The 14,852-nt window shown below is 51.8% G+C and carries 7 protein-coding genes; 1 reads left to right on the top strand and 6 read right to left on the bottom strand.

The genetic code is table 11. From position 1 onward, the window contains the following. The first annotated feature begins 113 nt into the window (after window positions 1-113). Entirely contained in the window at window positions 114-713 is a 600-nt protein-coding gene (locus AC01ZF_RS13735; RefSeq protein ID WP_424676156.1) for a class I SAM-dependent methyltransferase, read from the top strand. On the opposite strand, the gene AC01ZF_RS13730 is transcribed toward AC01ZF_RS13735, so the two are convergent. From AC01ZF_RS13730 to AC01ZF_RS13705, 6 genes are all read right to left on the bottom strand, one after another. Then, window positions 710-5,647 carry a DNA translocase FtsK gene (locus tag AC01ZF_RS13730; protein WP_476575431.1) on the bottom strand — a complete coding sequence of 1,646 codons (4,938 nt, stop codon included), beginning with the start codon at window positions 5,645-5,647 and terminating at the stop codon, window positions 710-712. The genes AC01ZF_RS13735 and AC01ZF_RS13730 overlap by 4 nt on opposite strands. Window positions 5,648-5,931: 284 nt before the next feature. Continuing rightward, the gene (locus tag AC01ZF_RS13725; RefSeq protein WP_424676154.1) at window positions 5,932-7,569 is read right to left on the bottom strand and encodes a hypothetical protein; all 1,638 of its coding nucleotides are present in this window, start codon (window positions 7,567-7,569) and stop codon (window positions 5,932-5,934) included. Between the two features lie 20 nt (window positions 7,570-7,589). After that, window positions 7,590-9,368 carry a hypothetical protein gene (locus AC01ZF_RS13720; protein ID WP_476575430.1) on the bottom strand — a complete coding sequence of 593 codons (1,779 nt, stop codon included), beginning with the start codon at window positions 9,366-9,368 and terminating at the stop codon, window positions 7,590-7,592. 9 nt (window positions 9,369-9,377) lie between these two features. Continuing rightward, window positions 9,378-10,211 carry a phosphoadenosine phosphosulfate reductase family protein gene (locus AC01ZF_RS13715; RefSeq protein WP_424676152.1) on the bottom strand — a complete coding sequence of 278 codons (834 nt, stop codon included), beginning with the start codon at window positions 10,209-10,211 and terminating at the stop codon, window positions 9,378-9,380. A 9-nt stretch (window positions 10,212-10,220) separates the two neighbouring features. Beyond that, window positions 10,221-13,649: a P-loop NTPase family protein gene (locus AC01ZF_RS13710; RefSeq protein ID WP_424676151.1), complete on the bottom strand. Its 3,429-nt coding sequence runs from the start codon at window positions 13,647-13,649 to the stop codon at window positions 10,221-10,223. After that, a complete protein-coding gene (locus AC01ZF_RS13705; protein ID WP_424676150.1) occupies window positions 13,642-14,571 on the bottom strand; it encodes a DUF4007 family protein in 930 nt (309 codons plus the stop codon). The genes AC01ZF_RS13710 and AC01ZF_RS13705 overlap by 8 nt, the downstream gene beginning before the upstream one ends. Window positions 14,572-14,852: the final 281 nt, after the last annotated feature.

Here is a 14,852-nt window from a genome sequence, read left to right as displayed (position 1 = left end):
GCCGGAAAGCAACCATGATGACCAAAAAACCACAACCCGTCTTACCAAGTGTGCCAGATCTTCGCTAGGCAGCTTAAATCGGCAAACCTATCACCTGCACCGGCTAATGACGTATGCCTGACCAACAAACCATTCGCACCTACGACGAACTGGCCCGCCAACAGGCTGCATTCCAGCGCAACCGGCGCCCGGAATCGATCTACCGCCTGATCAAAACATTCTTCCATCCGGGGCGCCCCACCGCTGACATTGGCAGCGGCAGCGGGCGCGATGTGGCATGGCTCGAACAGCACGGCTACCCCACCATTGGCTTTGAACCATCGCAGGGCATGATCAACGAAGCCCGGGCCGCCTACGCCGGCATCAACGTCCAACAAGCCGCTCTCCCCGACCTCGCCGGCATCGCCGACGCCAGCTTCGACAACGTCCTCTGCGTCGCCGTGCTCATGCATCTCCCCGCCGCCGAACTCATCGGCGCTGCCGTCAACCTCGCCCGCATCCTCCGTCCCGGCGGGCGCCTGATCGTCTCGTATCGCACCCCGCTCCCCGACGGCGAACGCACCCCCGATGGCCGCTTGTATACCGATATTCCCCTTACCCACCTCATCCTCCTGCTCGAATCGGTGGGCATGCGGGTACTGTTGGTGGAGGAGACGCCTGATACTAGCCGGCCCGGCATCCAATGGATCAATGTAGTGGGGGAGCGAGTTTAACGGTACATGTCTAACAACCGCATTAGCTCCTCTTCATCCATAAACGGTGCCTGCAAGCGCAGAATTCGGCCATCTGGCCGGCGGAAGAGCATATCGCCTTGACCGAGAAGATGTTCGGCTCCGGTCGTATCTAATACTACTCGCGAATTTACCTGAGAGGCTACGCGCAACGCTACCCGAGCATCTAAATTGGCTTTGATAATCGGGGTAATGACCTCAGCACTCGGATGCTGGGTAGCCAAAATGATATGAATGCCAACCGCACGCGCGGCTGCGGCTAGCTCACCTAAGCTTTGCTCAAATGCCTCTCGCTCTTTTTTGCTCATGTGACTTGTTAATAGGCCATATTCATCGATCAAAGCGATAATCGGCGGCAATGCCTCTTCGGGATACCGTTGATTAAACGCTTTAATATTCATGCTCCGATTGGCCATAATCTTTTGCCGGCGCGGCATTTCGGTGCGCGCTAAGTCAAGCAATGCTTCTTGTACTGCCTTGCGATCAACGATGACCTTACCCCCTCGCAAATAGGGCAGCTTATTGAATAAAGTAAAGTCTGTTTGTTTCGGATCGATGATCAGCAGCTCCAATGCTCCCGGACGATAGACCGTTAACAGACTGAGCAACAGATTACGTAAGAAGACTGACTTACCCGACTTGGTAGCACCGGCTACTAACAGATGAGGAAATTCCGCGAAATCTTCAATAATTGGTTGGCCATCCGGTGCAATCCCTATCACAATCGGCAGTTCTGCTGGCTTTGGCAAAGGTAATCGCTTAAGGAATGGACGTAAATAGATCGTTTCACGCCGTGGCCGTGGAATGTCTATTCCGACAAAGTCTGTTTCCGGCACATTGTCGATATACGGTGGTGCAGATAGTTTCAAATCGCGTGCCAGATCTTCGGCCATTGCCTGCACTCGTTTCAACTGCTGATTTGGCTTTAGCCGAAACTTGAACCGCACAATACTCGGTCCGTGATCCGCATCATTGGCATTGATGGAATAGAGTTGGACACCGCGCTGGCGGAGGGCGCGCTCGATATCGCGCGCTTTTTGTTCAAGCCATGCGGTCTCGACCGGTGGGATAGGGGCTAGCGGTTCCTCGTTGGATTGAACACTTGGACTATTATTTTGACCTTCGGCAATCGCGAACTGCTGTACCTGAGGTGTGACACGAGGTGATGAGAGATAGATTTGTTCACCCGGCGTGTTTGATATCGGCGAGAGCACTCGGGAATGAGAGGCGGGCACATTTGCGGTCAGACCCACCGCCTCCGCAGCGACATCGTGCGAACGTTTAGCCGGATCAGGCGTCCAATCAAATATCTGTTGCGGATCAAGCGCACTCGTCTGCTGCACAAGCTGGCGTAGCGCCGCTATCAACTCATTGCGCCCATAGCGATGTTCAGTCAATGATGCCGCTGGGGCGTCAGCAGCCGTTTCGGTAAATGGACGAATGTCTGGACCATTGAAAATTCCTACTTGATCATCATAACAGAAAACATAACTAGCGCCACTAATGACGAAATCATACTCACCACGATGGATCTGTTCAGAAACTACCTCCCAAACCTCAAACTGCTCATCATTAAATTGGACATTGCCGGCAATAGCACGATAGAGTTGATCGTACCAGAATGGCGCATCGAGATGGCGGCCGCCGGGGGCAAAGATGCTGGCTAATCGGCTTACCCCGCTCCGCACTTGCAAACACGCATCTTTTGCCTCTCGCTCGAATGCGGTCGCGTTAACGCATTTTGCTTCCACGAGCTGTAAATGAACTAGAGCCCGTTCATCGACTTTCTGCAATCCAATCAAGAGTAAATCAGGCATTTTGCCGCTTCGGAACCAATGCTTATAATCATCAAGCAAGATCCATACACTAAGCGCCTGCGTATATTGGCGCTGAAACGCCTGCTCAGCTTGAAACATTGCCACAACGAGACCGATCAACTCATTGAGAAACAATCCCGGCCCGGCGGCCCGCAACACAATATTACCTGAAATCCGATTGGCCATTTCAGCTAAATGAGCCGCAATCTGTTGGCACTGGCTTCGCTCGATGCGCGGCACCATGTTAGCTAGCCTGTTGGCGAGACGTTTGACCACAATCTCTTGGGTTCGACTAGCAGAAGAGACCGTCAAATGATGCAGCCGTTGTACGCCTAGCCCTAGCGCATAGCGAACGATTTGGATGCGATTATGGCACGCCGCTTTGAGCAAGAAGCGATCAATAACTTGATCGTAGCACACCACCCAATTGAAGTGATGATGCAACCGTTCAAGATCGGCTTGCCATGCATTGAGCGAGAGCACTTGCGCTAACTCCAGATCATTCATTACCGCTGGCATTTCAGCTCCCGGCTGCAGATTGCCGGCATACTGGCAGAGCAGGAAGAGGCGCAATACATCCGGTTTATTGTTCGGGATTAACTGCAACAACCGTTCAATTGCACCTTCTCGGAACGGTTCCGGTCGCGCGGGATAGAAGTCAATGATTGTATTGCCTGCATCCCACTGGGTGAGCCCATTAAGCTTTGTTTTGAGCGGTTGATTCGCCCGATTGAACAGATCGACCAATACAACGACATCTGACCTTTTCACTGACTGTAAGAGTTCATTAAGCGCGCACTCGCGTACTTCAACCACAATGCGCGGCAAATAGGCCGCCCCTTCACGCTTGGTTCCCGGGGGCTCGCTAGCAAGCCACTCATCTAGCCGCCGGTAGATCGATCCCCCGTAAGTGGATGTATGCACAATAAGATGAATTCGCTCAGGATCACGCTCTGTTGCTTTACTTAAGCGTTTGAGCATCAATACCGGCAGAGCGCTGTTATGGCATTCGAGGAGTACGACCGTGATGCCCTCTCGCGCAAAGGGGTATGTTTCAATATAGTCTTGCAGAATCCCAACCAGTGTTTCGACGGCCTGACTTTCCATCAACTCTTGTTCATCTGTGGCTAGCTCGTGAACATTAGTGCCGGTAATGTTGTCAGCCTCGCGTACCCCACGGAAGAGCGTGTACCCCTGCACATCTTCATGCGCTACATACCAATACCCTTGATGCAGATCATTGGCCAGCGCAATAACCGGCGGAGTCGCTAATGCGCTGTCGATGAGACTCATTTCCCGCCGAAACCGTTTGTTGTCAATGGCGCGCGCTGGTGTTGAATCACGAAACATCTGGGTAATAATATCGTGATAATATATTGCCCGTTTATACCACCAATCTAATTTCAACGGATGGATGAGCGGTATTACTGCCCAATCTGTTTGCGAAGATTCGCTTATGATCCAAGCTTTATTGATAGTTTGATAAATTTCTTTATATTGCTTTTTTGACAAATATTCGAGAGTTTTCGCTAGAAATTGTTGGTATGCCTGTATAAATTGAATAATCGGTGCATCAAACAATCCTTTCAATGCCGCTTGCACAACGTTAGCCCATGCCTGTTCAAGACTATCGAGGGCGTTCATCAGGGCAGATCCCGCTTCAGCAGGCACTCGTAGATCGCGGAAGTTTTTTTCGAGCGCGTACCGCAGGTTATTGCGTTCAACATCCGCTTGTTGGTGCCAATTGCCGAATGTATACAAAGGACGATGAAGATCAAGATCGACAGTGTTAGCCGGAAGCTTACAAGAAGTGTAGAATGGAATCCGTAACGATGGCGATGCAGCGGCAAATAGAGGGCTGTGGAGAGACGATTGAAATAAACTGTTCTCGTATGCTAGCGCTTGATAGGTCGCTGCTGCTAGACTATTTGAGCGATATTCCCAGATCAATGTGGTTGACGCGATTGTCCGATTCTTACGCTGAAGCAGAACATTGAAGGCCAGCTTACCCGTTTTCACCCGTTCGGTCTCATCACTACCTAGATCCTCTTCTTCGGTTTGATCCACAGCTAACTTCCATAACTCAGCTAATTCCCACCGAATGGAGCTCATGACTGTCTCAATACCGCCGTATAAACAGCGAAACACTTGCACGGCCTCCGTCAACGCTTGCTCTTCTTTCGACGGCTGAAATTGCACCACTACTTGTGCGCCAGCAGCCTCGTTATCCTCACGCAAATGGCGCAGATCTATCAATGCTGATAGCAAGCCGGTCAAAAAATCAGCACTTCTAACTTCATGCGGTCGTATAGTCGCGCGGAGTACCTTTCGACTCTCGTCCGACAGTATCCCACCGTAATTTGCCAATATCTGCTCGATCAGCGATCGCTCAACCTCAGACCCATTCTGGAGTTGGATGATTAATTCTTGCACAGACTTATCATCTGTATCGAGTTCTTGAATAACCTGCTCAAGACTCGCTTTCTTGCGGCGCGGCTTGATGATCTGTTGCACCTCGGCCCAATCAAGCGCAAGGGCTTGGCGAAGCTGAGCCGGATCATCAAGTTCACCCAATATAAAAGTGCGGAGCAACTGCTTTTTCTGCGCAGATGATAAACCGTCGGGTTCCTCCTCGTCACTCAGTTCGGCCCGCTCAAGATTGCTAAGGTACTGTTCTCTTCGTTGCTTATCAATGATCTCAAAACCGATCCGTGCTGCATCCCGCACGTCACACAGCAGCTTATGGGCGCGTGCGGTATGAAAGTGTTTGGCTAATTCAGCACAACGGAATAAGCGCAGATGGGGTAAAGTTTGGGCAATTGCCTCCTCGATGGTGACGTGATCATTTAATAATCGATCGATTTCGATAAAAAACGATACTATATGTTCAAGTGACGATTCGATTCCTAACTGATGCAAGCGAACACGCACGAAGTTGCTCAATACTTTTTGTTCATCTCGACTTACTTGATAATACTGAAGACTGGCTTCGATTAATTCATCTACATAGTCACGCAGCAGAGCTGTGCTATTAAGCACATACATATCTTTTAGGCTTTGCGCATCGCTCGCACGCCGGTTAAAAATCAGTAGGAGCATGTGTCCTGCTTTCAAGTTGTTGCGATACCAGGTGGCTGATTTGTCAGATTCGATTTGAAATTGTTCAAAACCCTTAATCGGACCAACCGTCCGCACTGTCACGGGGCGACCCTTCAGGGTGGACCGGATCGTTTCGAGCACGTGACGATACACGTCGACTGAAAAATCTTCTAAGCGCACAAATACCCGGCTAGTTTGATCATGCGCAACAAAACGATCTAAGCAGTGCATAATTGCATTGGCAATAATCTGATTAGGACTCGTTATCATAGCGCCTCCGCTACCTACGCTCGATGCACCATTGCCGTCGCATCAGAATAGATGGTTGCCAAACCAGCAAATTTCATCCGCTCAAGTAGCCGCTCACGATTACGGGCAAACACACCTTCATTTACCCCAGCCCGCTCTAGCAATCTTGAAGCACGCGCTTCCCCCGGCCCAATGATAATGCCGTACTGTTCATATAATCGGGTTAGAAATTCGCCAAAGCTTATGGCCTGCTCAAGCGGCTTGATAACGGTCATCGTCAATGTCTTGAGTAACGTATCACCCAACACAAACCGTGGCTGCGGGCCGCGCTGTGGTGCGATCAAGCCAATTGACCGGCCAAGCCGGCGATGGATGGGAATAAAATGCTGACGGAAGTTATGTTCTGTCACTTCATACATCATCTGGCTATAGTGTTCGATGATCGTATCCGTATTGTTTTTAAGTTGGAGCGCTTGCCAACGAAATTGGGTAATGCGGTCCTGAAAGGCTTGGGGAGTAACCTTACGTTTACCCTTGACACGTTGTTCTGCTCGATCAACAAGTGCATTTATCAATGCTTCGGCGGTTTTATGCTGTGCTATCGCCACAGCATCACTGCGGAACCATGTCCGAATTCGATGAATCTGCCATTGTTCGTGCCGTAACAGTTGGCTGGCCGATATTTGCCGGATAACCCGGCTATCCTCATCACCGGGAATATCAATCAGGAGCTCAGGCCGGCACTGATCAAGACATTGTCCTGTGTGATGAATGTGATCGTTATGATTGGGATGCGCACGATGGTAAATATAAATAATGATATGAAATCCAATCAGGTGAGCTAGCAGTTCAAGGCTCTCTAGCGCATCAAGCCTGTTATCGAGCAAATGATCAACATCCTTCGCACATTGCCGGTACAACGAACAAGTCGGATCAGGCAGCCATCCCGGTTCCGTTTTAACGACCTGCTCTTCACCGATCAATGCCGAATAACAGGCGTTGATCATCTGCGCAAATCGCCCTAGCGTCTGATTGCGCTCGACTAAGAGTTCGCGCAATCGATGACCGATACGCTGGCGCTGCTCCGGCGATTGTTCAGTTCCGGCTGAAATCATCAAGTAGTACAACTCACCGCCGCGCGCAAAAAAATTTCTCGGCAAAAACTCAATCCCCGCATCCAATAGTTCGATTGTCAGACTATCAACCTGAGCCCGGTAAACGTTTTTGGTTGACCCCTTGCGCAACGCTTCCCATAGCAACAATTCTTCATGCACAGGGAACAAGCTTTTGGCAAACCAAGAACGATTCGCTTCAATCACGGAAAATGAACGCAGTAATGTGCGCAACTGCTCCAAGACTGCTTCAGGTTGATGGCCATTGGCTTGCACATGCTTCGCTAGCTCTTGCCGCAATAAATCGACCGCCTTTCGATCACGCGGATCTTGGGTCTTTTCGTATTCATCGTAGAACACAAACCGCTTCAACCCTAACCGCGCTGGCACCCGGTAATCATCGGTACGGCCAAACTGATAGCCATATCCCGCTAGTACGCTCAAAAACTCCAGCAAATACTCCATCCAGTGCTGGCCCTCTCGCAACCGGTGGCCCCAAACCATGACCTCAGGTTGATATTCATCACCTTTATCATTCTTAAAATTACCGTATGTATTCATACCATCACCAGCCTGAGCGGTCAGCTAATAGCCAGCCGTCCTTGTTCGTCGATCCGTAACCGGCGCAACTCGTAACGGTGGCGCGCCGGCACAAAAAATGCCACTTCGTTGGCCGAAGTATCAACCGTAGTGAATTGTTGAATCAAGACGTCCTTCAGCCGACGTACCTCGAGTTCGCATTCGTCAGCCAAGATCGAGATGTGACAGCCGTCGGCAATACGCATCAGGTGCTCGAAGAGCAAGATGTTTAATGGCCACTCTACTGGCTCAGCATGACGCTGGATCGGTGGCGGCGTAATATGGAGATAGAGGGAGCGCTCTGGTAGATCAAGGTGTTGATCACTAGTTGTGTTCACAGTAAGCCTAATATTTTCAATCGGCAACGTCAGTAACACGATCGGATGCGGTTGATTGACGCTATGAACATATTGGGTAGTAATGTACAGTCTTTCATTGGCCCGAAGTTGCTCGGTCTGCGTCAAATAGAGGCGTGAGAATGCCCGATTGAGACCTTTGATCAACTGGCTAACGATACCTTCGTGTGTGCCTTGCCGTTGATCGAGCAGTCGTTGATAGATGGAAAAGTAGCGAAACGGTAATAGCTGCTGATCATCTGGATGATTGCGCTCGAAGAACAGTTTACGCCGACAATGCGGCAGCCACTGTAACAACGCTTGGTCACGTTCGCTCTCAATGCCTTCGGTATAAGCCCAGCGCGCCTGATGAAACGCTTTGAAGTGCAGATCAACCGTCTCGCCAAATATTGCTTGGTGTTGTTGCTCCGCAATCGTTTCGCCGCCGTTAATAATAAACTCGTCAATGGCAAAGATCGATTGCGAACCAATGTTGAACCGATGCAGCAAGCGCGCAACATGCGATTTTTGGCGAAAGCTTACATCGTCGTCACGCCCAAAGATATTCTCATAGTATGCAAGACGCGACATATACATATCTTCGCGCTCTTGCACCTGTTGTTGCACTTGAGAGCAATCAAACCCACCGCTAATGGTGTACGCCAAGTGAACGAGCATATCCCGAATAGTGACATGCTCGTTGCTTCGCTCAAGCAACTCGTACAACATCTTGATACGTTGTTGCACCGATTGCGCAGTTAATCGGGTCACATTGAAGCGAATAGGACATTTCTCTCGGACAGGGCATTCGTCGCAGTCCTGCCAATTGCGCTGATTAGTCATCCACGCCAACGCTGCCGGCACAAAGGTCGAAGTTGCAACGCGATTCAAATTGAGGACAATGAGAGACTGATGATAAGCCGGCCCTTGATCAAGCTGAGTTTGAACGGCCTCCTTTAGCTCCTTGTGACCAGCAATAGTGCTGATCAGATCCCGCAATCGACCTTCATTTGCCGCTATCAGATACCGATCACGCAGATCCGAGGTTTGCAACGTCTGACTCAGACGTTGCAGAATTTCTTTACCCTTCTCCTCGCTCAATTCCGATAAATCTTTTACAATGAAAAACCGCATGGTATTGTATTCAATCGGCTGATCGATCAACACCTCCCATTGTTCTGGTTCTTTTCCCCGTAATACGTTCACGATTTGCCGACATAAATATGTTTTCCCATCGCCAGCATTACCGGTTAGGATCACTGAGGGTGGGTGGGGTTGGCGAAACCGGTTGGTCAGAAACTGTTCAATTTTGGTTGTCAGCCGCAACGATCCTGCCGGCGGCTCCGGTCCGTTGGAAACGTATTCATCAAACGCCGCTTCGTGATCGGGCGATGCAGTGGTATAGCGATTGAGCAAGGCGACAAAGCGATTGCTAACCCAACCCATAAGCCGTCCTCACAGATGACAGATATCACAACCTCGTTCATCATCTTCAGCATCCAACACAGCGCCAAGCAACTCGATCAACGGGCGATTCGGGCGCTTTTTGCGCTCTTGCTCAAGGCGCAGTGCATACTCGCGCTTAATCTGCGCAATCCGTTCCGGTCGTTCGAGTTCGGCTAAGCTTTCTCGCTGTCGCCAATAAAAGTGCTCACCGCCGCGCTCCGTCTCGTAGCGCTTTGCTTGCTCAAATAACTCAGAATGATGCTCTTTGAGACCGACCCACTCGCCGGTGCGCTGGAAGAAGCAGAAGAAACAACCACTCCGTTGTCGCCACGAGTAGTACGCCGGCAACCCTAACCCGCTCGTTTCGAGAATACGTTCAATGTCGGCAATGGTCATCCCCAATTCTTTAAAAGGATACACCGGGTGAACGTTCGGCTTGGTCGAAATATACCCGCTACGCCCTTCATCGGCGCGAATACCGATATAGCTCCATACCGTATCATCACCGACAAACGCTTCAAACGGCTCAATCTTCAGCTTGCGCGTACACCAGCGCACTTGGGCTGACGGCAACATCCCGCCGTACATAGTAAGCCAGTGATCAAAGCCACGCTGCGCGTTTAGGCGAGTGATGGGTCGCTGCAAGAACGCTTCGAGCCGGTCAAGATACTCATACGTCTCCGGTAATTCTTTATGGGTGTCGCAAAACACATATTCAATGCACGGAATTTTGTCGTGTAAAAAGATGGCAAGCGCGGTGCTGTCTTTCCCGCCACTTAAATTGACAATATGGCGTCCGGGGCGCGCTGCCCATTCGTCAATCACGTCGGATTTCATCAGCATAAAGACTCCTTAGGCTACCTGTTGCTCATTGAGCAGCAATTGCTGCAATACTTCCGCAAGTGCGCCGAGCTGTTGCTCCGTACTGAGATGCGCATAACGGTGTAAAAGTGCTTGCACCTCGCTGCGCAAGCGTTGGACATCGCTCTGCGCGGAGAGATGGATCACACGGCTCATTTCGCCATTGCCGTTCGTAATGCCGACTCGCATCACTTCACGAGAAGACGATGGCAACATTGGCGCAGTCACACTGAGTTCTTCCGCAGCGTGGAAACGGCGGGCGAGATCGGCAATTACCGCGTGAAACACCGGTACATCAGCATCGTGCCACTGATCAGGTGGTCGCTTTACGACCAGCGCGGCTACACTCAATGCCCACGCTTCACCATCAGGCACGGCTGTCTCAAGTCGGGCGCCGAGCGCGTGCAATTGGGTATCGTTGGTGAAAGCAGCAATGCGCTGGTATCGTTGCAGTAATTCACGGTGCGCTACGACGCCATCATCGCTAAGCCCGAATACGCGCATGGTACGCGCCAGAAGAGTGCGTCGCAATCTTGGAAAGGCTTCTTGCAGCTCACGCATGCTCTGCCGGAGCTGTTCGATGAACGTATGCATCTGCTCCAACGACACGGACGCATGCTCGGAAACTGGCGGTACATCAAACGCTAGCGGCAGCAGTTCAAACAACAATTCATCAGGTGCGCGCGCCTCGCGCAGCGCTTGCCGCACCGCTTGAGTTTGCGGACTAAGCTGCTTCGTTTGCTTGCTGTACGCCGGCAATTGATGATAGGTACGAAGCAAAGGCAACGCCACCGCTAGCAGCGCCGGTTGCACCTGATGCGTTAACGCTTGTGGCGCAAACGTCTCGGCAAGTTGGCGGTAGAAGACGAAACGCATGCCTTCGGCTCGGCAAAGACGAACGGCGAAATAGTCAGGCCGCGCTAAGAGACGCTCAAACATCGCCATATCAGGAACCGGAACATAGTTCCCGTGTTCGTAGAAGACCATCTCACCGGCGCGTGCAACATAGAAGGCGACAAATAAGATTGGGATGATACCGGCTTTGATGCCATAGGGAGGCTGCTGAAGCAACGTATACAACGCCGCAAGCGCCAATGACTGCGTACCAGCCTCCATCAATTTGGCTTCAATGGCGTGCCATACCGGTAATAGACGAAGCGGATCGGAGGGCGGTGGCGGGCCAATTTCCCATGTACCTTGCTCATTTTGGCGATGCAACCCACCACGCTGCAAAATGCTGGCATACATTGCCCGTTCCGGCGGATACCCTTGAATGCCGAGCAACGCTTGGTCTGCCTGCTCGAGCATTGCTACCACAACATTCCGGCGCGCTTTGGCCGCCGCTGAGGAAATGGCATCTCGCCCGACCAACTCATTCCATATGTGCGGCGCTAGCCGATAGGTTTCGTCAGCCGCCTTGGAAAGCAGATCATCGATCTGCCGCGCATTTGCCACCGGTACGTGCTGGCCGCCGTAAAACCAGCGACTCTGCACGCCATACGCTTCGGCCAGCGTATCGCGCAATATCTGTTCAGCTTCGATCAACCGGCTATGGATCTCACGCCGTGCTACCCGATCGTGCTCGAGCGCTTCATGTTCCTCGGTGAGCATTCGTAATGCTGCTACATCTAGTGCCATTTCCCGCATTTCGTGAACATGGCACGGCAAAACAATAATCCGGGCCGTTTCCTGTCGCCGGTCAGGATGGCACGCCCAATGCTCTGCTCGGCTCAATTCTTCTTCATCAGATGGTACGACGCACAGCAATTCGCCGGCCAACCCTGCTGGTACGGTCATCGTATCGGCGAGCTGTTGCACATCAACATAGCGTACTGCAAAGGCGCGAGTAGCACCGGTGCGATAACTATGACGGTATGCAATCCGTGGCGTGGTATCGGCATACCGCATCAAAAGCTGGCACAGCGAATACCGCTCAGCGAGCGTGCGGCGCGCTTGTTGTGTCAGCAGCTCAAGATCAAGATCACTCCCTTCCCAAAGCACAAAACTATCGCGGAAACGCCGGTAGATAATATGCTGGCGCTTCTGCAACGTTGCCAACGCAGCAGCTACTGTTGGATCAGATGGATCATCGGTAAGCGCAAACGCAACGTGTGATTGGCAGGCACGCATGCCGGCAGCGCGTTCGAGCACCCCTAACACTCCTACCACCGTTAATGTATCAAGCAGCAGCGGATCAACGCCTGTCAAATCTGCACGCGCCTCTACCAACTCAGCCCAACGTCGCCCAAGGCTGCGGGCAAAGAGACGAGCACCCAGGTTTGTTTCAACATAATTGAACAAATGACTGAGACGGTATATCGGCACGGTACCATCCGGCGCCTGCCTCGTGACATCGCGCAAACCCCATGGCTCATCAGAAGCGAGAAACGCGAATAATGACCGTTCATTCTGCGCTAATTGGCGCACAATGCCGGGTAGAGCCAGCATCGTCATCGGGTGCAAGGGAAAACTGTCGGCCACGATCTGGCGCCATTCGTGGCTGCCGATTTCGGCTGGACGCAGCCCCAAAGCTTCTGTCAGCGGTACCATTCGCTCGGCCCACTGCAAGCGTTGCTCACGGAGCGGATCAGTCCCCGCCGGACGCAGCGCCGCCGCAATCAGACGCACCATCCGACTGAGCGGTTCTTGAAACGCGAGATCAACAAACCGGCCTTGCACCTTAGCCCACTCGATCCGGCGCTGCGCACCGGCATACACCGTGTAGTGCTCAAATGCTTGGTGCAGCATTGTTACCACGAGCACCGGCGCATCGCCGCTCCGCGCCGCCATTTCGGCGAGCGTTTGCAGGACAAACAAATCGCGCTCATCATCGTGGCGAGCGGCATAGTCAAGGTACTGCCCAAGTTCGTCAATGATGAGCACAAGGCCGGCATAATCACTGTGTGCCCGTAGATACTGAGCCGTCTGCTCAACGAGCATCGCTGTCTGCACCGGATCGAGCGCCGGTTCATGGAGCGCTTCCGCAATGTGTTGGCTCAGTTGCTCAGACACGTTGGGGTGCCATGTACGCAACGCATCGACGAGCGCTTGCACCAATGCACGCCGCAACGAGCTATTGTTGCCCGGAACTAACACCGGTACCAACGACGGTACATCAAGCGGCAATGGATGTTCATCAACATGCAGCGAACGAAGCAGCGTGCGGCGCGAGCTGGAATTACGCACCAAAAAATGCGTGAGAAATACGCCAAACGCCGACTTACCAGCCCCGAACGGGCCAGTAATCGAGAACGCGCGTTCACGGCTCTCAGGGTGCAAGCCACCAACAATACGTGCGGTTGTTTGCAAAACCAATGGTGTGACAATATAACCATCAAGCCGATGGCGTAGATCACGGAAATCATGGCGAATATGAACAGACCGCGTAAAACGCGCTGCAACTGAAATCAGATTAGGCATAGGTGTTTTCTGAGGCAAAGGCAGACTCGATCAGCTTGAACGCAAGTTGAGATTGACTCAAATCACGCCAGATGACTTGGCGAATACCGCCGCTGTCGCTATACGACGCGATACCGCCTGTAACCTCTTCTAACAGGAAGAGGCGACTGAGTAAACTATCCTCATCAAGCCGAAAGATGCGTCCGGGTGAACGCTCGCCATACGCCAGATCATTGAACGAGAGCGTTGCTCGTTGGTGCCAACGTGCTTGCCGGAACGCAGCAAGCGCTACAAGCGCGTTAGGCAGGTCAGGCCGCGCGCCGCTCGCCAATCGATAGCCTGACTGTTCGGGCAATGCCTGTATCAGGTTCAAATCCAAGAGCGGGCAATGCAATACCTCTTCGAGCGGTTGCGCACGTGATCGGGCCGGTGTGCGCACATAACAACGCACCATGCATTCAATATCTCTATTTAATGTATTTTCTGATGGTATTTTATTTATTTTCTGGTTTATGAAATCAATAATATTTGAATGAAGTGATTTGACCGTAAAATCTCCTCTTTTTAAGAGATTAAACGTGTAATACCATGTAAATGCCCGATCATGGTTAGAAACGATTTGATAGTGCAACAGCCACCGCCCCGCTGCCGTAACCAGAAACGGATCCCATCCGTTATCCGCTAACAGCGCTGCACCCAATTCAGTCGCCCGCATATCGCCCGTCTCGGTGCGCTCGAAGAGATCGGTGGCTCGACCCCAAAAGCGGATTGACTGCGCCATATTTTTGCCAACACCGAGCAATATAAACGCATCATCCCGACGAAATAGATCGGGAATGTCTTGGAGGAGATCAAAAGCTTTCTTGAGCCAATTGCTGCGCGGGGTAAAGGTTTCATGACCGCTGAACGTTATGTTGGGCCAATCTTGGGAAGATGAAGACATATTTGGATCCTATAGCTTCAGCAGAAATAATGAACACCCATGATATTTTATCATCATATACTGCACCATTGCAACTCGTCGCTTCTCATTTATTTAGTCCTGACGCTAAAGCATGATATTTTATCATCATATACTGCACCATTGCAACCCAATGTCACTGGATTCAGACGCCCTGCCCCCGCAGCAATCCCCTCCTTCAGTGCGAACCATGCTGAGCTTATCCCTCCCGCCCGTACCACAGCTCGCTCCACCACTGCCAACGACGCGCCATCACACCCCCA

This window comes from Chloroflexus sp., assembly GCF_056331925.1.
The sequence above is the reverse complement of the archived record's forward strand: the minus strand, read 5'-3'. Positions and strand labels throughout refer to the sequence as shown.